Source organism: Oceanobacillus damuensis, assembly GCF_001618145.1.
Classification (GTDB): domain Bacteria; phylum Bacillota; class Bacilli; order Bacillales; family Amphibacillaceae; genus Oceanobacillus; species Oceanobacillus damuensis.
Genome location: NZ_LQNF01000033.1, coordinates 23,142 through 45,288, shown reverse-complemented (window position 1 = coordinate 45,288; position 22,147 = coordinate 23,142). Strand labels below are relative to the sequence as shown.

The 22,147-nt window shown below is 38.7% G+C and carries 22 protein-coding genes; 12 read left to right on the top strand and 10 right to left on the bottom strand.

Translation table 11 applies throughout. The features are described 5' to 3' along the window. Positions 1 to 244 precede the first annotated feature (244 nt). The 5 genes from A4245_RS16225 to A4245_RS16205 all read left to right on the top strand — a co-directional run bounded on the left by A4245_RS16225 (position 245) and on the right by A4245_RS16205 (position 6,891). Positions 245 to 1,246: an LLM class flavin-dependent oxidoreductase gene (locus tag A4245_RS16225; RefSeq protein WP_067729822.1), complete on the top strand. Its 1,002-nt coding sequence runs from the start codon at positions 245 to 247 to the stop codon at positions 1,244 to 1,246. A gap of 207 nt (positions 1,247 to 1,453) precedes the next feature. Beyond that, entirely contained in the window at positions 1,454 to 2,674 is a 1,221-nt protein-coding gene (locus tag A4245_RS16220; RefSeq protein WP_067729820.1) for a metallophosphoesterase family protein, read from the top strand. A gap of 6 nt (positions 2,675 to 2,680) precedes the next feature. After that, positions 2,681 to 5,644 (top strand): ATP-binding protein, encoded by a 2,964-nt coding sequence (locus A4245_RS16215; protein ID WP_067729818.1) that lies wholly within the window; start codon positions 2,681 to 2,683, stop codon positions 5,642 to 5,644. Between the two features lie 37 nt (positions 5,645 to 5,681). Continuing rightward, positions 5,682 to 6,629 (top strand): 3'-5' exoribonuclease YhaM, encoded by a 948-nt coding sequence (yhaM, locus tag A4245_RS16210; protein WP_067729816.1) that lies wholly within the window; start codon positions 5,682 to 5,684, stop codon positions 6,627 to 6,629. Positions 6,630 to 6,696: 67 nt separating this feature from the next. Next, positions 6,697 to 6,891 (top strand): sporulation YhaL family protein, encoded by a 195-nt coding sequence (locus A4245_RS16205; protein WP_084268839.1) that lies wholly within the window; start codon positions 6,697 to 6,699, stop codon positions 6,889 to 6,891. A 64-nt stretch (positions 6,892 to 6,955) separates the two neighbouring features. Here A4245_RS16205 and A4245_RS16200 read toward each other — a convergent pair whose 3' ends face one another. The 3 genes from A4245_RS16200 to A4245_RS16190 all read right to left on the bottom strand — a co-directional run bounded on the left by A4245_RS16200 (position 6,956) and on the right by A4245_RS16190 (position 9,128). Then, entirely contained in the window at positions 6,956 to 7,834 is an 879-nt protein-coding gene (locus tag A4245_RS16200; RefSeq protein WP_067729812.1) for a peptidylprolyl isomerase, read from the bottom strand. A 109-nt stretch (positions 7,835 to 7,943) separates the two neighbouring features. Then, positions 7,944 to 8,129, bottom strand: coding sequence for a hypothetical protein (locus tag A4245_RS16195; protein ID WP_067729810.1), 186 nt, complete (start codon positions 8,127 to 8,129; stop codon positions 7,944 to 7,946). A 456-nt stretch (positions 8,130 to 8,585) separates the two neighbouring features. Next, complete coding sequence (locus A4245_RS16190; RefSeq protein ID WP_067729808.1) at positions 8,586 to 9,128, bottom strand: DUF3267 domain-containing protein; 543 nt, start codon at positions 9,126 to 9,128, stop codon at positions 8,586 to 8,588. 199 nt (positions 9,129 to 9,327) lie between these two features. Between A4245_RS16190 and A4245_RS16185 the strand changes: the two genes are divergently transcribed. Then, the gene (locus A4245_RS16185) at positions 9,328 to 9,687 is read left to right on the top strand and encodes a DUF1878 family protein (RefSeq protein WP_084268838.1); all 360 of its coding nucleotides are present in this window, start codon (positions 9,328 to 9,330) and stop codon (positions 9,685 to 9,687) included. Between the two features lie 64 nt (positions 9,688 to 9,751). Here A4245_RS16185 and A4245_RS16180 read toward each other — a convergent pair whose 3' ends face one another. From A4245_RS16180 to A4245_RS20810, 4 genes are all read right to left on the bottom strand, one after another. Further along, a complete protein-coding gene (locus A4245_RS16180) occupies positions 9,752 to 10,111 on the bottom strand; it encodes a YtxH domain-containing protein (RefSeq protein ID WP_067729806.1) in 360 nt (119 codons plus the stop codon). A 218-nt stretch (positions 10,112 to 10,329) separates the two neighbouring features. Further along, positions 10,330 to 10,851, bottom strand: a complete 522-nt coding sequence (locus tag A4245_RS16175; protein ID WP_067729804.1) for a tryptophan transporter — start codon at positions 10,849 to 10,851, stop codon at positions 10,330 to 10,332. Between the two features lie 135 nt (positions 10,852 to 10,986). Then, positions 10,987 to 11,418, bottom strand: a complete 432-nt coding sequence (locus A4245_RS16170) for an HIT family protein (protein WP_067729803.1) — start codon at positions 11,416 to 11,418, stop codon at positions 10,987 to 10,989. Positions 11,419 to 11,603: 185 nt separating this feature from the next. Continuing rightward, on the bottom strand, positions 11,604 to 11,738 hold the full coding sequence (locus A4245_RS20810) for a hypothetical protein (RefSeq protein ID WP_267886919.1): 135 nt from the start codon (positions 11,736 to 11,738) through the stop codon (positions 11,604 to 11,606). Positions 11,739 to 12,738: 1,000 nt separating this feature from the next. Between A4245_RS20810 and A4245_RS16160 the strand changes: the two genes are divergently transcribed. Next, positions 12,739 to 13,485 carry an ABC transporter ATP-binding protein gene (locus tag A4245_RS16160; protein ID WP_067729799.1) on the top strand — a complete coding sequence of 249 codons (747 nt, stop codon included), beginning with the start codon at positions 12,739 to 12,741 and terminating at the stop codon, positions 13,483 to 13,485. Then, positions 13,478 to 14,692 (top strand): ABC transporter permease, encoded by a 1,215-nt coding sequence (locus tag A4245_RS16155; protein WP_067729797.1) that lies wholly within the window; start codon positions 13,478 to 13,480, stop codon positions 14,690 to 14,692. The genes A4245_RS16160 and A4245_RS16155 overlap by 8 nt, the downstream gene beginning before the upstream one ends. 156 nt (positions 14,693 to 14,848) lie before the next feature. On the opposite strand, the gene A4245_RS16150 is transcribed toward A4245_RS16155, so the two are convergent. Beyond that, a complete protein-coding gene (locus A4245_RS16150) occupies positions 14,849 to 16,024 on the bottom strand; it encodes a M20 family metallopeptidase (protein WP_067729795.1) in 1,176 nt (391 codons plus the stop codon). 509 nt (positions 16,025 to 16,533) lie between these two features. Then, positions 16,534 to 16,968, bottom strand: coding sequence for a ferritin-like domain-containing protein (locus tag A4245_RS16145; protein WP_067729793.1), 435 nt, complete (start codon positions 16,966 to 16,968; stop codon positions 16,534 to 16,536). Positions 16,969 to 17,074: 106 nt separating this feature from the next. On the opposite strand from A4245_RS16145, the gene A4245_RS16140 reads away from it, so the two are divergent. The 3 genes from A4245_RS16140 (at position 17,075) to A4245_RS16130 (ending at position 18,972) form a co-directional block, all read left to right on the top strand. Then, entirely contained in the window at positions 17,075 to 17,716 is a 642-nt protein-coding gene (locus A4245_RS16140; RefSeq protein WP_067729791.1) for a phosphatase PAP2 family protein, read from the top strand. A gap of 347 nt (positions 17,717 to 18,063) precedes the next feature. Next, positions 18,064 to 18,489: a disulfide oxidoreductase gene (locus A4245_RS16135; RefSeq protein ID WP_199860700.1), complete on the top strand. Its 426-nt coding sequence runs from the start codon at positions 18,064 to 18,066 to the stop codon at positions 18,487 to 18,489. Between the two features lie 3 nt (positions 18,490 to 18,492). Beyond that, positions 18,493 to 18,972 carry a thioredoxin family protein gene (locus A4245_RS16130; protein ID WP_067729787.1) on the top strand — a complete coding sequence of 160 codons (480 nt, stop codon included), beginning with the start codon at positions 18,493 to 18,495 and terminating at the stop codon, positions 18,970 to 18,972. 238 nt (positions 18,973 to 19,210) lie between these two features. Here A4245_RS16130 and A4245_RS16125 read toward each other — a convergent pair whose 3' ends face one another. Continuing rightward, positions 19,211 to 19,714 (bottom strand): antibiotic biosynthesis monooxygenase family protein, encoded by a 504-nt coding sequence (locus A4245_RS16125; protein WP_067729785.1) that lies wholly within the window; start codon positions 19,712 to 19,714, stop codon positions 19,211 to 19,213. Positions 19,715 to 19,876: 162 nt separating this feature from the next. Between A4245_RS16125 and A4245_RS16120 the strand changes: the two genes are divergently transcribed. Continuing rightward, complete coding sequence (locus A4245_RS16120; RefSeq protein WP_067729783.1) at positions 19,877 to 22,048, top strand: transglycosylase domain-containing protein; 2,172 nt, start codon at positions 19,877 to 19,879, stop codon at positions 22,046 to 22,048. The last annotated feature ends 99 nt before the right edge of the window (positions 22,049 to 22,147 follow it).

Sequence of the window (22,147 nt, the reverse complement as noted above, 5' to 3'; positions counted from 1 at the left end):
CTGAGGCCGTGCCCTAAGGATGCGCATCCGCCCAGAGCGATCCCGGACGACAGCAAAAGCACATATATTAATTATAAGTTATGTCGTAGTTTACAGAAAATGCGAACTTTGTGAGATGATGAAAATTACGAAAATGAGCCCTGATTTTGTCAAAGTTAGCAAGACTGTTATTAGTGGCTCTTTACGTTTAACCCGGTTAAACGTGTGAAATTATGATAGTAAAGACATAAAAGGAGAAGTTCATATGACAAACATACAGATTCCTGTATCGGTTTTGAATCTGGCACCTATTCGTGAAGGACAGGAGCCTGGAGAGGCTATTGAGTCAATGGTTGAACTGGCGCAGCAGGTCGATAAGATGGGCTATACCCGCTATTGGATTGCAGAGCATCATAATAGTCCAACACTCGTAAGCTCTGCTACTTCCATTCTGATTAAACATACATTGGAGCATACAGAGAAGATTCGCGTCGGTTCTGGAGGGATTATGCTTCCTAATCATACCCCCTTGGTCGTTGCTGAACAATTCGGAACGATGGCAACCATCTACCCTGAGCGATTGGATTTAGGATTAGGCCGGGCACCGGGTACAGACATGTTGACAGCCAGTGCATTAAGGAGATCAAAAAGTGATACCGTCTCTACATTTCCGGAAGATGTACAAGCTTTGCTGACGTATTTAGGGCCGGAAAAAGGTCAAGGTCATGTTAAAGCGTACCCGGGTGTTGGTACGAATATACCGATTTATATCCTTGGCTCTTCGACTGACTCCGCTGTTTTGGCGGCTAGACTCGGGTTGCCGTATGTGTTTGCTTCACACTTTGCGCCAACGTATATGGAGGAAGCCATCTCCATTTATCGTGACCATTTCCAGCCATCTGAATATCTTGATTCTCCATACATGATGGTTTGTCTGAATGTGATTGCGGCTGAAAGTGATGAAGAGGCCAAATTCGAATCGACAACCATGCAGCAATTTTTCCTGAATGTTGTAAGAGGATCTCAATCCTTATTAAAGCCTCCTGTAGAGAGCATGGATCAGATTTGGAGTCCACGTGAGAAACAAGTGACCACATCCATGTCGAGCATGACCTTACTTGGTAGTAAGGCCTCGGTACGGGAACAGTTGGCACGTTTTCAAGAGAAGTATAACGTGGATGAAATTATGGCGGTTACCTATATTTATGACCGTTCCAAACAAACACGTTCTTATGAAATTTTAAAAGAGGTTGTTGATGGAAAATAAAATGAAGGAAAAGCACGAATGAACAAGTGGGCTGCTTGTTCTTTCGTGCTTTTTCAAATGGAATGAGGAAGCATTTTGCGGAAATAAAATATATCTCTTCTTCATTTATTAGTGACATGCACGCAAAATCGACTGTAATAGAACGTGCATTCTGTTATTGGGTTTGGTAGAATGGAAGTAAGCAAAAAATCTAAAGGGGTGAACCATATGGCAGAAGATATTTCATTTATACATGCTGCTGATTTGCATTTGGACAGTCCGTTTAAAGGGTTGATCAATACTCCAGATTCAATTTTTAAGGAAATCAGGGAAAGTACCTTCAAGGCGCTTGAAAGGTTAGTGGAGACAGCCATTGAAAAAGAAGTTGATTTCATACTGTTAGCTGGAGATTTATTCGATAATGAAAAGCAAAGCCTGAAAGCCCAGATACGCCTGCGACGGGCATTTGAAAAATTGCAGCAATATAAGATAAATGTTTATTTATCCTATGGAAACCACGATTACATAAAAGGCAATATATATCCGGTAACATATCCGGAAAATGTATTTGTTTTTCCGGAAGAGAAAATCAGTCATTTCATATTTGAAAAAAATAATCAACCAATGGCACAAATATATGGATTCAGTTATGAGAATCGCTCCGTACTCGAGCGTAAAGCGGAGGAATACAAAATCTCCAATTCAACGATTCCATTTCATATTGCCATGCTGCATGGAAGTGTTTTAAACAATACAGAACACGATGTATATGCACCATTTCAATTAACTGATCTGCTTAAAGAAAACTTCGACTATTGGGCACTTGGACATATTCATCAACGGGAAATCCTAAAAAACTCTCCCCCAATTGTCTATCCTGGTAACATACAAGGACGCAATAGAAAGGAAACAGGGGAAAAGGGCTGTTATCATGTGGTGTTAAACAAACATCATGCAGAGCTCTCTTTTGTTCCCCTGCAGTCAATCCAGTTTAATTCGATAACGCTTGATGTATCAGAATGTGAGCAAATTCATGATTTGGAAAAGTTAATCCTGGATGGGTTAACGGAAAAAGAATTTCCGCAGCTATTGGATATGACTTTGGTAAGCAACGACAAAAGAATAAAAGATTGGGAAAATGAAAAGCTCCTGGAAGAAATAATTGATCTTGTTAACGAAACAATTAAAAACGGTCGACACTGGCAATTTATTTTCAGGGTTACGGTTAATGTGAAGCAACAGTTTGATGAGAATGAGCTATTTAAAGGCAAGCATTTCTTTGGAGAACTGTCACGACATTTTAAAGAAGATCCCATTAAACCTTATCTGTCTGATTTATATCAGCATAGACAGGCCAGAAAATATTTGGATACACTATCAGAAGAGGAAGAGAAAGAAATTAAAGAAGAAGCAAAACAGCTCCTGTTCAATGAGCTGCTGAGAGGGTGAATTTGCATGAAAATAGTGAGTGCAACAATTTATGGTTTTGGTAAGTGGGTTGATTATAAGCTCGATTTCTCACAGGATTCTGCCACATGCCTATATGGAGAAAACGAGTCAGGGAAATCTACTATCCAAAAGTTCATCTTATTTATGCTGTTTGGCCTTACACCAAAACAGCGGGAATTTTACCGTCCAAAAACAAGTGGGAAAATGGGTGGGAGAATGATCATCCACCATCCGGAGACAGGTGAGTTTGTCATTGAACGATTTGATGAAGTGAAAAATGGTGCGGCAGTTTGTGTAACACCGGATGGTACAGAACATGATGAGGTATGGCTGCAAAAAACACTCAATGGAATGACTGCAAGAACCTATCAATCTATTTTCTCATTTTCTGCTATGGATTTATACCAAATCCGAAATATGAAGGATGAAGAGCTAGGAGAGGTTCTGCTTGGAATAGGGCTCACAGGTTCAAACAACATATACACCGTTGAAAGAAGGCTGGAAGCGAAAATTGGTGAGCTATTCAAACCAACCGGAAAGAAACCTATAATTAATCAGCAATTAGAATCTTTAAATAGTATCTCGAATTCAATGCAGCGGTTTAAAGAAACCGAACAATCCTATCGGGACAAAAAAGAAGCTATAGAGCATTCGGATCGTGCATTAACCAATCTGCAGCAGAGTCTGAAGGAGAAGAAAGCCCTGGCATTTTCCATAGAAAAGCATCTTCATGCTTTCCCCCTTATCCAAGAATATCTTCAATTAAAAAACAGAATGACCGACTACCCAAAATCCATCTCATTTCCTGAAAATGGAGTAGAGCGCTTGGAGAAATGGAAAGAATCACTGCTTCCTTTGCAAAGTGAATGGAATGTCCTTGAAGAAAATGAGCGAGCATACATAGAGAAAATAAAGTCACTTGAACACAATCTGCATTCAGATTCTATTCAAAAAGAAGCGGAAACCCTTCTGGATGAACAGAAAACTGTTAATACTCAAATTCAGGAATTAAAAAAAATTAAAAATGACTTGTACGATGCCGAACAACGAATGAACGAAGAAATTGACCGGCTGAATATAGGAATCCGAAAAGAAGAACTGGAAAGTCTTGAACTTCCTTTCTATCTTGAAAAAACGTGGAACCAGATCAGAAGTGAAAATGAGCAGCTGAAATTGGAAAGAGATCAACTTACCGGTGAACAGAATCAGCTGAAGCAGGAAAGAGATTATTTGCTTGATCAAATGAAACAGCTGGAAAACCGTCTATTACCAGATAATCAGGTAGATGAGCTAAAGGAAAGGATTCATGCATTTAATCAGTACCATCTGATGGAAAAGATAAAACAGCAGTCGGAAAAGGAGAAGGAAGCTTGGAATAAAAATAAAGCAGGAAGGAAAAAAAAGACCTCCTCCATACTGACCGGAAGTATCCTAGCCGCCATTCTTTCGGGACTGGCCGGAACAGTTGCTGAAATACCGTGGTTGTATACAGTAATGATCGCTTTGATAGCAATCGGTACAGTGCAATGGTTTATGACAAATCGTTCCATAAGCAATATGGATAAGATGTTCCAAACAGAAACCAAGCAGACGAGCGAAAAAGTTACTGATGAGGAAAAAATGGAAGCAGAGCATTTATTAGAAATTCACAATGAAAATAAAAATGAGCTAAATGCCTTTAAACAACAGGAAAAATTGGGAGAAACCCAATTTGTCAAATGGAATGAAAAGAAAAAACAATTGGATGAGAGGGAAAATCGGCTGCACGAGCAAATCAATCAGCAATATAAAACTCATCTATATCTTATGAAAGTGGAAATAGCTTTTTGGCCGGAGTTTTTTCATAGTTTAAACCAATTATTCCAGATGAACAGGAAAATTAAAAACGGTGCCGGACAAATTGCCGAGCTTGAAAAAAAGATATCTGCATTCCATGAAAACCTGGATCGTTTTTTAACAAACTATAGTGTGGAGCATGCTGACAGGAACTATGAAGATAAACTTGAAGCAGTTAAGGAAGTCGTAAAATCTCAGGAAGAAAAACTTCAGGAACGTGAACATTTTGTAACTTTACTCGGGGAAATAAAAGAAAAGCAACAAGACTTAAAACAAAAAATGCAGACATATGAAATCGAAATCGATCATTTGCTTGAAATTGCCGAAGTTGAGACAGAAGAATCATTTTATTATCAGGCAAGGCAATTTAAAGAAAAAAGCGGCTTAAAACAGGAATTGCGAAAAACGGTAACCCAACTGTCAAAAATACTCCCACAAGAAACCATACAGGAATATACGGAGCAAACAGCTACTGAAGAAGAATTGGAAGCAAAAATGCAAGAGATTTCAACATCGATTGGGCTATTGGAAGAACAACTAGAATCAGAAAGGGAGAAGCAGGCTGCCTTAAAAGCGGAACTTGCTGCAATGGAAACTTCTGAATCCTATTCCAATAGTATGCATCAATATGAAATGCAATCAGAGGAATTGAGAAAATTGGCGAGAGAATGGTCGGTTCTAAAAACTGCCAGAGAAATGCTCACAGAGACAAAAAGTGATTACCGTAATAAATATTTAACAAAGGTCATTGAAGTGACCACCAAATATTTTAAAGAGATAACCGGGAACATGTATAATAATGTTTACGCACCGACGGGCAATACCCCTTTTCAGGTAGAATCGCCGGAAAAGATAAGATATACTATTGACGAATTATCACAGGGAACCATTGATCAGCTTTATGTTTCTTTGCGTCTGGCCATCAGTGAAATCATGAGTGAAGACAATGGTCTGCCGTTTATAATTGACGATGCATTTGTCCATTTTGATTCGTTAAGAACAAATAGAATGATTAAGATTTTGGAGCAGGCAGCTGAAAAACAGCAAGTGATCCTCTTAACATGCAAAGAGGAAGTTGCAAAGGCAGGTTCAGGTATGAAGCGAATCGACCTAACCGGCAGACTGTATGTTTGACATCAGTCAGTTATGTAAAATTCAAGGAGGGAACTAGATGAGAAAGGGAGTTGGATACATTTCAGTAGGAGATACATTTGATGATTTTCTATTGATCAAGGAATCTACTAAAGGAGTAGCGAGCAACGGGAAGCCGTTTTTAACGCTGATCCTTCGTGATGCAACTGGCGAAATTGAGGCAAAGCTATGGGACGTTACGAAAGAAGATGAGTCACTTTTTATTGCGGAACAGATTATTCGAGTAACGGGGGAAGTAAATCAGTTCAGAGGGAAGCCACAGTTAAAAATTATGTCCCTCAGACCGGCTCAACCAACGGACGGTGTTCAAGTAGCTGACTTCGTTGAAAAAGCCCCTTTTGAAAAGGCATATTTATCGGAAAAAATTACTGAAGCTATTTTTGAGATGGAAAACCCTGCGATACAAAGACTCGTTCGTGCATTTATCAAAAAATATCAGGAGGGACTGCTTACATATCCTGCAGCATCCAAAAATCATCATGAATATGCTTCCGGACTGGCCCACCACATCGTCAGTATGCTGCAAGTAGGTAGGGAACTGCACAAACTGTATCCGGAACTGAACAAGGATTTACTGTACGCCGGAATTATATTGCATGATCTCGGCAAATTAAAGGAGCTTTCCGGTGTCGTGACAACATCTTATACTCTGGAGGGTAAGCTGCTTGGACATATCCCTATCATGGTGGAAGAAATCGGTTTGATGGCCAGAGATCTACAAATTGATGGGGAAGAAGTTTTAATTCTACAACACTTAGTCTTGAGCCATCATGGGAAAGCAGAATGGGGAAGCCCGACACCTCCGTTAGTGCGTGAGGCAGAACTTCTTCATTTAATAGATTTAATTGATGCCAAAATGAATATGCTCAATCGGGCACTTGATAAAGTTAAACCTGGAGAATTTACCGAGCGGTTATTTGCAATGGATAATCGCACCTTTTATAAGCCTTTATTCGAAGAAAATTAACCTATAGTTATTTTCTCATTTTTTATTCATATATATGATAGAAAGGATGGGACAAGGAGGGAAAATGATGGAAACAATTCCTTTATGGGTTTTTGCGGTGATTATCCTGATTTTCCTTAGTGGGTATATGGCTTACCGTGCAATGCTTGCGGAAAGAAAATTGGATCAGCAATTTATTGAACGGGAAGGTAAGATCTATCTGGAGCGCATCCAGGAGGACAGACAGAAGCGTGAAGCAAGAAAGCAGCAGCGGTCTAACTAAAACAGGCTGTCAGGAGTATAAACTCTCTGACAGCCTGTTTTGCAGGTAATTTTATGATTGTAAATTATCCTTGTGCTTCTTCTGCTCCATCTTCAAAAATAGATTTCAAATCATCATCTTTGATATCTACTTGAGCATCTTCAATTAAAGAATCCAGTTTTTCCTGAACCTGGGTAACATCCATTCTTTTGTTGATCAATTCTCTGCGAAGATCTTCTTTAACATCTTCAAATTCACCAATGCTTTCTTCTTTTTCACGAACATCATTTACTTTAATGATATGGAAACCAAATTCAGATTGTACAGGCTCACTGATTTCTCCAGCTTCCATGTTGTACGCAGCATCTTCAAATTCTGGCACCATTTGACCGGAAGAGAAATATCCAAGATTACCGCCGTCCTCAGCAGTACCATCAGTGGAATATTCTGCTGCCAATTCAGCGAAATCGCCACCTTCATCAAGTTCCTTTTTAACCTCATTAGCAGTTTCTTCATCAGCAACTAATATATGCTGTGCATCAATTTCTGTATTCTGGCGGTCATATTCTTCCTGAAGATCTTCTTCCGTAATTTCAATATCTTCAGCTATTGCAGCTTCCTGAAGCAGGCTCACACGAATAATTTCACGCAAAGTTTCTTCATCGCCAAAATTCTGTTCAACAATCGTATCAAATTGCTCTCCATATGCATCTCTCATTGCATCCATTTCAGAATCAATGTCTTCTTCATTTACTTCATAATTATCTTCAAGAACTTTAATCGTAATCATTTCTTCCAGTATTGCCTCACCATTACGATCCTTTAATTCTTGGTAAAATTCTTCTTTAGTGATATTTCCAGCAGCTGTTTCAGCTACAACGTCAGATCCAGCTTCATCTGAAGTACATGCAGCCAATGTAAGTACGCCTGCTGTTAATGTGGCAGCCAATGCAAGTTTTTTCATATACAATATACACTCCTAATCTTTTCTTACTTCTAGTTTTCACAGTGATAAATATATCATACTTTATCTATAAAAGAATAGTCTCTCGTAAAATACCTATAAAATACCTTTAAACTATCACGTTGATGACACGGAGGTACGAACTTACAAGCAAGGCAACCATAATCATGTTGATAACCCTGAAGTTTTTAGCTTGCTTTGTTTTATCCATTTGCATTTTTATACAAAAGTTATTGGTCAGAAAATTAAAAATAAGCAGAACAATAAATGCAAAAATCATATAAAAAGTAACCATTTTTTAACCCCTTTCATACCCCATATCTTATACTCTACCAAAAAGAGGGACGGATGAACAGGTCATTTAATAAATTATAGAGGCATGACCCTGTCAAATATCGGTGAAACAGTACATGAAGAACAGAACAAAAGCGCAAGCGCCCGTGTAGGGACGTACGGACTGCGCCCCGCACTGTGGGGTGGTTCGACTTGTCGAACATTCCTACGTAGGAGATAAAGGAAACACGACGAACGGAGAGAGTCGATGTTGACTTTCACCACAAGGGTATAAGTGCGACTAAGCCTCTGGCAAAGCCAGTCGGCAAGTCTTCTGTATCGTACGGAGGCGAAGGAAGTCTCGGTAGTCCCTGGGCGCTGGAGCTGGACGTGGCCGTTTATGTGTAAGAATTAATTGCTGCCAACATTTTATACTTTCCTATCCTCTTAAAAAAGGAGCAGGCGAACTGCCTGACTCCTAGTTTTCTTTTAATAGAATATCGAATCCATCATGTACATTTTGAATAAAAGCCCTTCTTGGAGCCCTTATAACATGACGAAGAAATAGAAAATCGATAAAGGTTATACCTATGTGAGTACATGTAAATATTAAAATATATCCGTAAAAATCTGTAAATACAAAGCTTGCGAGCAATCCAGGCATACTGATAAAAACAGTCGGCGCCAGACCAACCAACAGTGATTCCAGTTTTGATAAATGTGTCTCTGTATTGAAGTACAAAGTCGGATACCATTTGAATTTAGATTTAATACAAATTTTAATTCGCTTACGGATAACGAGTAATGGTAATATATTCATAAATGAATGTAATACAGGTAATAATAAAATCCCCAAAATTAATGGAAAAATACCTGACTCATTAAATGAGGTTGTACCATGTAACAGTGAAATAGGAACATATAATAACAAAAATGATAACACGCCAATGATTAAAGATATTAAGAATAAACGGATATGGCCGATTTCTTTTGTTATATTAATAGATTTCCAGCAATTCATCTTTGAATCACCTCAAAACTTTCTAATGAATTATTTCGCTTTTTGAAATGAGCACTTCATGAATAATAGTATGTTTGTGGTTAAAAATCAATAGATATTCAATTATTTATTTGTAAATTTTTTTACATGGGTTTTTTGTTTGCGGTAGAATAGAGATACGGAAGCATAAATCGGCAAATTTGGAAGGGGGAGTATAAGTGTGGAAGGATTAAATAATACAAATGATGGATCGTCTTTTCATATTCAGTTACTTTCAAAAATCATCGATATGAACAAATACCCCTTGACTAAACTGATTATCGAAAATAATATCACCCGTGAAGAATATATGGAGCTCATGAAAATGATTCAGAGACTTAATGATACCTATGAATTGCAGAAAGAGGAAGGTTTTTTGGATTTTTCTTCTCTTTTAGTGCATTTTGCTGGGATGCTTAATGAGAAACTAGATCCAAATGAAACAATTGAGGCTTTAGCAAAAGAAAAATATTTTCCATTGTTAATGGCGGAATTCAGGAAAATATTAGATGAAAATGAAAAAAGGTATCGAAGAAAATAAATGGGGCTAATAAATATCCGCTGGCCTCCCACGTCAGGAAAGTCAGCGGATATTAATGTACTGTTTATTGATTTTTTAATTTATTTTCTAATTCTCTGATACTGGTTTCTATTTGCTCCAATGATTGGTAAATATTTTCCTGATGAGGTTCCACGGTACCTTTCCAATCCTCAACGGAATTTTTAATTTCCTCTGTTAGTTCTTTAATTAAAACAGCACCTTCTTTGGAAGTTTTCTTTAGCTGATCTTTTAAACGTAACCCGTCTTCCTTTAGGGTTAACAATAAATTTCCCAGTTCCATTCCCTGATCCCTCATGCGGACCCGCATCTGATTTCCTGATTCAGGGGTGCTTAATAATGTTACTGCTGCACCAACAGTACTTCCAACAAGAAGCCCCAATACCAATGATTTTCCTCTGGACATAATAACGCGCTCCTTTCCTGCTTCTATTATAGCATTTCCTCTTTTGATACTGCTATCAAACATCATTTTATTAAAGGGTTTTATTATATTATAAAAAATTCAAGCAGTTAATTCCATTTTATGATACGAAAAAATCCTCCGACACTATTTTGTCAGAGGATTCCATCGCGAAAGCGGCGTTGCTGAAACTTGGCTATAAAGCAAGTTTTCAAAAGTTATTAAGCAACCGTAATAGGTTTTGATCTTTTCATGATTCCTTGTACTACCGGATATACCACAATCATAATAATCGTGTTAACAACAGTGGCTGGTAAAACAATACCGATGAATAGAGCCAAAAATCCGCCTTCCATTACGCCTAAAATAAACAATGTTATTGAAAGGAAGATGGAACCGCTGATGATGGTACCGACTGCAGTAAGTACAGGTGCACTGATCGTTGTATTGACCCGGTCTTTTAATAATAAGACCATCGCAAAAAATAGCAGTGCTGTAATTGGTTTATCAATGATATTGGCAATCTGTCCACCTGGTGCCGATGTTGTAAGTGCTGAAATAATTCCTGTTGCAATGGATAAAATAAGTACATATTTCAATTTAGGGAACAGCAATATTCCCAAAAACATCATCGATAACAGCATGTCGGGTTTCACCCCGAACAACATAGGTGGCACAACAGTATGCAGCACAGCACCGATTCCAACTAAAAGTGATAAAATAACTAAAATTCTCGTATTCATTTGTAAACTCTCCTCTGCTATTCTAAGCTATTTTATTCCCAACTGTACACTCATTGTCAGCTGCGGAATATTAAAGATATTATAACAGAACTGTCAAGAAATAAAAACCATTCATTTTACTGTAAAAAGGATTCCTTATTTTTCAATTGCCGTATTTATTTCCCTGGCAATATGCTGTAAATCTTCTGATGTATAGTCATCCGTATGAACTGCCCAGTTTGGGGAGTAGCCATCGCCCTCTCCATAGCGTGGAAGGATATGGATGTGAAGATGGAAAACGGATTGTTCCGCTGCAGCTTCATTATTATTTAACAAATTCAATCCCAGTGGTTTATATGTTTTTTTAATGGCGTTGGCAATCACTGGCACTCTTGCAAATAATTCTCTTGCTATTTCCGGTGGTGTTTCAAAAATGTTTTTTGTATGTGTCTTTGGTATAACAAGCGTATGACCTTTTGTTACCTGGCTAATATCAAGAAATGCATATACCTGATCATCTTCATAAACTTTTGCTGAAGGGATATCCCTATTAATGATCTTACAAAAAATACAATCTGCATGCTCCATGAAATCAACTCTCCTTCAATATTCTTCTTATTGTCATTGTATAAAGGTTCGTCAATAAAAGTAAAGCACTTCCTTTTTTTTCTGATAAATTATTTTAAAACAAGGATGTTTTATGGAGGTCGGAACTGTGATTATTCATTTAGGACAGCTTTTTTTGAGACAATATGTGTTAACTATGAAGTAACTTAATTAATTACAATTGGAATTAATATAAGCGGTGACACGGGATAAGTAGCTTCGGCTACCGCTCTGAGGAATACACTGCGCTTTTCGCGGGCGGCTGGTGAGCCAACTTGCGCTAAAGCGCTGCGCTGTCTCACCGATGCCTTTCCTCCCGCAGAAGTCTCCGTGTATTCCCCAGAGCTGATTAGCGCATGCTGCCAATTATAACCTGTGCGATAGCTAAACTAGCAATACACAGCTACACCAATCCGGGGGAGCGGCGGGCGGTGACTCCAGCGGGAACAGCACGTGTCCGAAGACCTGAAGAGTGGTTTTCTCTTCGGGGGTGAGGCCGTGCTCTAAGGATGCGCATCCGCCCAGAGCGATCCCGGATGGCAGCAAAAGCACTTATCTCCAAGAATAAACTTAATTTACTTCGCATTTTATATCAACTGCAGAATTATCAAGCAATAGACTTAAAAAGAAAGCATAAAATAAGGAAACAGGCGAGATCCGCTTTTTACACGGATCTGCCTGCCTTAAGAAGAAAGAGGATGTCTTCACCTAATGCATGGGAATAGTTAAATCAGCTTGTAAATCATGTGTGGTTCACACCTTGCACAATTTACAAAACCATTATACCAATTATCCATTTCACCCGAAGTGGACTTTGGTAAAAAGGTTTTCTTTCATTAGTATCCCAACACTAACACCCCATCCTGTATACTGCGAAATTCAGAGCAATTATCGAACACTAACACCTCATTTGTGTGATTTACACGAAACTAAAGTAGATACTCGATCACTGACACCTCATTTACGTCTGACAAGATTTGTTGCGGTGAGACACCCACGTTTCTTCATAACTATTTTGTGCTGAAATGTGCATCGTATACATCAATTATCAGAAAAAAATTTTAAAATGCCATAGTTCAATTGGAAATTGCCGATGTTCACCAAGAATAAGCCATCGTTCACAAATTTTCACCTGAAGTTCAAATTTTTTTCGCCATTGTTCAAAAACCAAAAGCGATCACAGAGACAAAAATTGCCGAGTTTACAAACTGTAAGCCAGTTTCTTTATATCTAAGTAGGTTTCACTTTGGCAATACATTTAACTAATGATAAAATCAAAGGTAGTAAAGAGGAGGGGCTCGTGTGGAATCATTATTGCATATTGACAACCTGCATGGCGGGTATACACATAAAAATGTACTGCATGGAATTTCCTTTGATGTTAACCCGAAGGAAATTGTAGGCCTGATTGGTCTTAATGGTGCAGGGAAAAGTACTACGATAAAACATATCATTGGGTTAATGCACCCTAAAAAAGGCAATGTGCTGGTGAATGGCAAGTCGTTTAAAGATAACTCGGAAACATATCGTAATCAAATGGCATATATTCCAGAAATGCCAATTCTTTATGATGAATTGACACTTTACGAACATCTTCGTTTAACCGCAATGGCATACGGCCTGTCTGAGGAGACTTTTGAAAAACGGCTGCCACCGTTGTTAAAAGAGTTTCGCCTTGAAAAAAAGCTGAACTGGTTTCCGGTTCATTTTTCAAAAGGAATGCGCCAGAAGGTAATGATTATGTGCGCATTTTTAATTGAACCGCCATTGTATATTGTTGACGAGCCGTTTGTGGGCTTGGACCCATTAGGGATTCAGTCCTATCTTCAATGGATGGAAGAAATGAAGAGAAATGGGTCGGGTATACTGATGTCCACCCATATTCTTGCAACTGCTGAGCGTTATTGCGATCGTTTTGTCATTTTGCATGATGGGAAGGTCAGAGCGATAGGCACGCTCGAGGAATTGCGTGAGAGCTTTCAAATGCCCGGGTCGACATTGGACGATCTTTATGTTCAGTTAACAAAGGAAGAAGATAGTCATGTTTGATTCGCATGAATTTTATAAAAAGCGGTTTTCGTCTCATATTAAGGAGACAAGCCGCTATTTAAAATATATTTTCAATGGTCATATGGCATTTGCAATCTTGTTCTTCATATCTGCTTCAGCATATTATTATCAGCAATGGCTGACAGAGCTTCCTGAGAATTTTCCGACCGCACTGATCATTGGCGTGACATTTGGATTGCTTGTGAGCTACAGTCCTGTTCGAACATTATTGAGGGAACCTGATCTTGTTTTTATTATTGTTGCTGAAAGTAAAATGCGAGCTTATTTTCGCAATGCAATCATATACAGTTTTGTAATTCAGCTGTATTTAATCTTGCTTTTTGCAGCGGCTTTCGGCCCTCTGTATTTTGCATCCTATCCGGACAGAGGTGGCAATGTGTATATGCTCACACTGCTGGTGGTGCTTATTTTTAAGCTCGCGAATCTATTGGCAAACTGGTGGATGCTCAAAGTGAGGGAACCAGGAATACGAAATATGGATCTCCTTATCAGGACAGTATTAAATATCGTTATATTTTATTTTATTATAGAAGGTGAAATGCTCTTTGCGGGAATAACATCGGTCATTTTCTTCGCTGTTTTCCTGTATGACTACTACTTTTCCAATAGGCAGTCAGGTCTCGTGTGGGACTTGCTCGTCGAGAAGGATCAGAATCGGATGCAGGCATTTTACCGTCTGGCCAATATGTTTGCGGACGTGCCGCATTTGAAAAACCGTGTTAAAAAACGTCAATGGTTAGTTGAACTGGCAAGCAAAGGCATTATTTTGGATAAGAAAAACACGTATGATTACTTATTGCGGATTTCCTTTATCAGGAGTGGCGACTATCTCGGAATGTATCTTCGCCTGATTGTACTTGGAGGCTTGTTCATTTATTTCATTCCGAATTTGTGGATGAGGCTATTATTCGCAATGCTGTTCCTGTACTTGAGCACATTCCAGATGATGGCACTTTATCAGCATCATCGGACAAATGTCTGGCTGGATCTGTATCCTGTTGATATAAAACACAGAAAAAAGGCTGTAATAAAAATTATCCATCAGCTCAGTTTTCTCCAGACTATCCTATTTTCACTTATTTTCTTGCTGGCAGGGGAGTATTTAGGGTTTATTATTGCAATAGCTGGAGGAGCAGTGTTTACGATCGTATTTGTGAATGGATATATAAAGCCAAGATTAAAATGAGTAATGTGGCAGGGCTTCAGTAAAAGGTACCATTTTTAAAAATAAATGATTTCAAGATAAGCAAGCTTTAAGAAAGAAAAAATCCGAACTGATTCGAATTCTGAATCATCGTTCGGATTTTTCTATAACTAAACCACTTTTTTGTTCCAGCTCATTTTATTTGCCTGAACGCTGATAATGAAAGTAGGCTCCAATCAATGCTTTTGCAGCAATAGGCAGTGCCTTTTCATCGATATCGAATTTCGGGTGGTGATGAGGATACGGATTCCCATCTTTATTTGCGCCTGTAAAGAAATAAGCACCCGGCTTCTCCATTGTATAGTATGCAAAATCCTCACCGCCCATTTGAGGTGCAGTTTCTTCTGCAGTATGGATTTCGGTAATATCTTTACTGGCATCAAGTACAATTTGAGCTTCCTCAGAATGATTGATTAACGGAGGGTACCCTTTTATATAATCAAATTTGTAGTCGGCATCATTGGAAATACATATTCCTTTAATGATCTTTTCCATTTCATCAATGATTATTTTCTGGATATCCAGGTTAAAGTACCTAACTGTTCCGATTAATTTTGCCTGGTCTGCAATCACATTAAAAGCATTGCCTGCTTGGAATACACCCGTTGTTATGACAGCAGTTTCTATTGGATCCAGTCTCCTGCTGACAATTTGCTGCAGTTGTGAGACTAATTCAGCACCAAGAACGATGGCATCCTTTGTTTCATGTGGATATGCGCCATGTCCACCTTGTCCTTTGATGGTAATCTCAAAACGGTCTGCACCTGCCATAAAAGCAGATTTGGCTGTTTGCAATACACCGACTGGCAAGGTAGCCCATAAATGTGTACCAAATACTGCATCTACGTTTGCGAGTGCGCCTGATTCCACAATTGGTTTTGCGCCGCCTGGGGCATATTCTTCGGCATGCTGGTGAAGGAAAACAATCGTTCCTTCCAATTCATTCTCATACTGCTTCATTACTTTTGCCAACGTTAATAATGTAGCTGTGTGGCCATCATGACCGCAAGCATGCATAACGCCAGGAACTGTTGATTTGTACGGTACATCCTTTTCATCTTGAATTGGAAGTGCGTCAAAGTCTGCTCTCAGTGCAATTGTCTTACCGGGCTTTCCACCTTTCAGAGTTGCAATCACGCCATTTCCGCCCACATTCGTTTCGTATGGAATTTGCAGCTTTTCGTAATAATCTGCGATGTACTTAGCTGTCTTTGTTTCCTGAAAAGATAACTCCGGATATTGATGCAGATATCTGCGGATTTCCACCATTTCCGGATATAGTTGATCGATTGATTTATGTATGTTCTCCAACAAAATAGTTCCCACCTTTTTAAATTTTTAACTCCTGTAAAAGCATTGCTTTCTGTTGACAAGCAACCTTTTCCCATATTAATGCAATGCAATGCATTGCAATGAACCTGTTAAGTCAGCATTGTATATATAGTATATCATTATTTTGTCATTTTTAAATTATTCACCTCTTAGAATGGATTTTATTCCGGTTATACTTATAAATATGACTGTAAACAAAAAGCCGTTTTAGTAATGCGGTTTTTATAGATAATCAAAAAATGGGATTTTTCTTAATGCATACGAACAAAAGCGGAGGTGACTGTTCAGAAACTCAACGCTAGCAAGGGACTGGAAAGCGCATGGTTTTCGCGCTTGGAATGTCCATTGCTTATGACGGGAGTTTCTAGGAACCAGAGCTGGACGCGGCTGTTTATGTGTAAGGGTTAATTACTGCCAAAAATTTCTTTCATATTTTACCAAAAAAAGATGGCTGAAATATCAGCCATCCATTTAATGGGAGGTACAATATATTAAGAAAGTCGCGGATCAGCAAGTAAACGATCGATTTCTTCTTTATGATGTGTCTCATCAGAGATTAAATCCTCGAGTTTTACAACCAGTTCGGTAAGCCCAAGCTTTTCAGCCTGCTCCTTACGCTCCTCATACCGCTCAATTGTAGCAGTCTCAGCTTGGAGCGTTGCTTCCAATAGTTCCTTTACATCTGTAGGTTGTGGAACTGCTGCTGCTTCTGTTGTTGGTGTACCACCAAGAGATTTTATCTTCTCAGATAAATATAATGCATGGCCAAGTTCATCTGTAATTTCTGCTTCAAAAAAAGGCTTCAAAGCTGAACGATATAGCCCGGAAACAACAGATGCGCTGTAGGTATATTGAATTGCAGCGCCATATTCATTTGATAAGTCTTCATTTAAACCATCGATTAGATGTTGTAGTTCTTTGTCCATTGCGATTACCCCTGCCTTTAAAAAGTTTTGTATAGTATGAGAATACCCTGTTGAGTTTTTTTAAAACATCTTTTAAGGTATGATATGGGCCAGGAGGATTAAGGCTATGAAAAATAAAAGACAATCTATTATTATATTATTATTTCCTGTAGTTTTCATAGTAGTAGCGGTGTGGACCATACAGGTTATGAACGGATATGTTCCGTATGTCGATCAATGGACAAGAGAACTGGTTGAGAAGTTGGATGATTCCGCTGCCTATCAAGTTTTCCGTCTAATAACCGAGCTTGGGTCCAGACAATTTCTTTTTCCATTCGTAATCATGATGGCATTCGTATTATGGTTACTTCTCAAAAACTGGCTGTCTGCACTGTTCTTTGCGGGTGGGACATTGTCTGCCCATTTATTAAATATACTTATAAAAAATATCGTGGACCGCGAAAGACCAAGTATTTCTGTTGCAGTGAATGCTGAGGGGTATAGTTTTCCCTCGGGTCATGCAATGATTCCAATGGTCTGTTATGGATTGCTGGCATACTTTCTAGTGAAAAAGATTAAATCGAAAAAGTTAACTTTTCTTACACAACTATTCTTTGCAATTATCATTTTTCTCATCGGCATCAGCAGGTATGTTATCAACGTGCATTACTTGACTGATGTGGTGGCAGGCTTTTTGATCGGGTATATCTGTTTGGCTGGATTTATAAAGTTGTATGAGCTGGTCCAAAAACTTAAGATTCAGTCTTGAGGCGAAGGGAAAAGCCTTCTCTGGAAGGTTCCGCTTCAAACTTCTGGCTGCAAATATGCAAGATAAGTCTTTTTCAGAAGATACCAGGATATACTAGTGACTATTTTGCAACAGAATAGAAAATCTTCCATGAGAAATATCGTACACAGACAGAAGTGATTTCTTTTTCAAGGACAGGACAGGACATTTTGTTATGACAGCGGCATTAGCGGTAGGACTTCGAGCGGTTCCCACTTATTCAATAATCTGTCAAACAATTTTCTGTTTCGAGAACAATCTATTGTTTTTATTAATTTGGATTTGTATAATACAAATGTGCTAGAAAGAAATAAGAGAGGACTATGCTTATGACCAAGAAAGCAGAAAATCTACTGTTGCTCATTTGGGTGCAGGCCTTTCTGGCGATGGCTGGCAGCCTGTTCTATTCGGAGGTAATGGGGTATATTCCATGTGAATTATGCTGGTACCAGCGTATATTAATGTATCCACTTGTAGTTATTTATGGGGTTGCTGCAATTAAGAAGGAAATTTCCATCGCATTGCCTGGTTTAATCCTGAGTGGGATTGGAATGTTTGTTTCAATCTATCATTATATGCTTCAGAAAGTTCCCGCACTTCAGGAGTTGGGTGGATCATGCAGTGGCGGGGTACCATGTAATGCCGTGTATGTGAATGCCTTTGGTTTTATTACAATACCTTTCATGGCTGGAATAGCATTTATCGTGATATTTATTCTGCATCTAATGCTGCTTAAAGAACAGAGGAGGAAATAACGTATGGGAAAGAAAATGTTAATTATTATCGGAGCAATTGTCGTTCTATTTGTTGCATTGTATTTTGTTATTGACTATAAGAATAACCAGGCACTGGAAAGCAGCGAAAATCCATATGGAACCAATAATCTGGACCAGGCTACAATCGATCAGCTGGATGAACCGTTATATCAAAACCAGATACTTCCGGATGAGTTAAATGAAAAGATTAGTAATGGTGAAGAAGTAACGGTTTATTTTTACAGTCCTACCTGTGTGTATTGTCAAAATACAACGCCATATCTTGCGCCATTAGCTGAAGATATGGACGTCGATATGAAGAAATTCAACTTACTTGAATTTGGACAGCAAGGAATTGCATATGGCATCGAGTCAACGCCGACATTGGTTCATTATGAAAATGGAGAAGAAGTATCCCGTCTGGTCGGACAATACCCTGAAGAAGAATACGAAGCATTCTTTGATGAGTATGTTTTAAACTGAGCAAGCATGTATGTTTAATATAGAAGAGGCTGGGACAAAAGTGGTTTAGTTATAGAAAAATCCGAACTATGACTCAGAATTCTTTCGTTAGAATTCGAACTAGTTCGGATTTTTTCCTTTTAAAACTTGCTTATCTCATCATTTGTTTTTAGTAATGGTACTTTTAGTTATGTCCAGCCACTTACCTTTTTTTACCGCTTCTAATAGGTAGCAACACCACAACGCATGTACTTTCAATTTATTCGTCCTCATCTTCAATATACATGTTGCATGTGGTCAGGAAGGGTCTTTCATTTGTATAAGCAGGTTGTTTAGCTTGCTGGTTTTTATGTGCTTCCTTGAACTGCTCGGAATCCTTCCAATTGTCAAAGTCTGCAACTGAACCCCATTGTGTAAATACAACATACGTATTACCCTGGAGAGGTTTTAGTAATCGGAATGCTTGGAAGCCTGGCATTGTTTCAACTGTATTCCTACGATTCTTGAAGCGATGCTCAAAACCAGGTTTACTTTCATCAGATACAGGAATATTGTTCATAACAACGTATCCTTCCTCCTGAATCTCGCCTGTTTGCATGACGACCTCAAATACACGGCCAGCATTAAATATTTTTTTCTCGCTATTTTCGTAATAAGCGATTCCACCTTCACTGTTGGTCATCAGATAAAGATGAAGATCTGGATATTCCTGATCAATTCCTTTTAGGTAATCAATAGTTCCGCTAGTCATATACGCCTTCATAAAACAGCCCCCTTGATCGATTATATATAATCATATTACCCTTTATCCAAAATAACTACACTAAAGGTTATTTAAAATAATTATTAAGTAATATGAAGTATATTCTTTAACGTTGGCGAAAAATGTCGTATAATGAGAATGTATTTGTGTAGAGGTGAACATATGTTTAAAAAAATAAAGGAAAACGATAAAAGGTTTTTTCTGCCTAAAAAAGTGAAACTACTTTTATGGTTTATTGTACCCATTTTAATAGTTGGCCTTCTTAGTTTTGGTGCATTGTTTTATGGTGGAAAACTGGTTGTGAATGAAGCGGATTTCATATTGGATGCTGCTACTACCATTGAGACTCGGGATGGGGAGGTAGTCGGTAAGATATATAATGAAAATCGTTCTCCCGTAACAATCGATCAGACGCCCGAACATCTGAAAAATGCGTTTATTGCCATAGAGGATAGAAGGTTTTATGAGCATTCGGGTTTAGATATAAAATCTATCATGCGAGCTGTATACCGCGATATTATTGCAATGAGTAAAGTGGAAGGTGCAAGTACGATAACACAGCAGCTTGCAAAAAATTTGTTTCTCTCCAACGATAAAACGTGGACCCGTAAGATCAAAGAGGCCATGGCGGCCATTTATATGGAAAGAAACATTTCCAAAGACAGCATACTGGAATTATATATGAATGAAGTTTACTTTGGCCATGGGCTATATGGTGTGGAAGCTGCCTCCAATCATTTTTTCTCAAAGTCGGTGGAAGATTTAACCTTGGCTGAAGCGGCCATGATTGCGGGTCTTGTAAAAGCTCCAAATGGTTATTCTCCAATAAATCATCCTGACAAAGCACTGGATAGAAGAAATATTGTGCTTCAATCGATGGAAGACGCAGGCTATATTTCAACGGAGACTAGAATTGATGAACAAAGAAAGACACTAGGCCTGTCTGTTCAGCAAAGTGAACCGACACCATGGACAGACAGCTATATCGATCTCGTAATGAAAGAGGCTGCGGATCAGCATCAATTATCTGTAGATGCCTTAAAAAGAGGCGGTTATCGAATAATTGCCAATATAGATAGTGACATACAAAAGATTGTTTATGAGCAATTTCAAAATGATCAATTTTTCCCAGGCAATACGGATGGTGTAGAAGGTGCTTTCGTGATGATGGAAGAAGGATCTGGAAAAATAGTATCCGCTATTGGCGGAAGAAATTATCAGCTTGGAGACTTGAACCGTGTTACCGTTCAGCGGCAGCCTGGTTCTACGTTTAAGCCTGTCGCTGTATATGGCCCGGCATTGATGCAGGAGGAGAAATATACTCCGTTTACACTTCTTCCCGATCAGCAAATTGGTGAATATACAGTCTCAAATTCGGACGGTTTGTATACAAATGCAGTCACCGTTTATGAAGCATTAATGACTTCAAAAAATACATCAACAGTATGGCTTCTAGACCAAATCGGTGTCGATTATTCCAAAAGTTATCTGGAAAAGTTAGGTATGCCGATTGAGGATGAAGGCTTGGCGATAGCTCTTGGAGGCTTGACGAAAGGTGTTACACCTTTGCAGATGGCACAAAGCTACCAGTCATTTGCTGCAGATGGAGATATTGTCCAGTCTGCAACAATCGATAAGATTATCGATAGAAATGATGAAGTTGTCTATGAATCGGAAGTGGAAGCCGAACAGGTTTTCAGTCCACAGGTCGCTTGGAACATGACCGAAATGCTAGAAGAAACGGTTGATAATGGTACAGCTACAGCAGGGGAATATACAAAAGCTTTGGCTGGCAAAACTGGTTCCACTCAGCATCCACATGTGGAAGGACAGACAAAAGATGCCTGGTTCGTAGGCTATACACCGGAGTATGTTACAGCTGCATGGATGGGGTTCGATAAATCAGATAAGGATCATTATCTGACAGGTGGCAGTTCTTATCCAACAAGTCTGACAAAGTCTATTTTGACAGAGGTTGATAAACAGTCCGGTGGCTCCTTATCCGAGAACTTTACAAAACCGGAGAATGTGGAGGACTTACCTGAACCGATCATTCTTCCTCAGGTAACGAACTTATCAGCTGAATACCAACTTGGCGGATTTTCGCTGATACGGGGGAAGCTGACATGGGATGGCTCAGACGATGACAGGGTTGTTTACCGTATATATCAGCAGAGGGAAGGAATAGATAAGCGTATTGGTGAGGTAACAGGTAAAACAGAGTATACAATCAACAATGCACTTTTTGGCAACAATAAATTCTATGTTGTAGCATATGACCCATTGACCAAGTTGGAAGGTGGAAGATCTGAAATCGTGGAATTGAATTGGTAAACAGGAACAGTATCAAGTCAGAAATTCAAGTGTCATCTTTACCGAACTTTATAACTTTTTCCAAATGAGACAAATTCATGACAAACCATCACACTTACT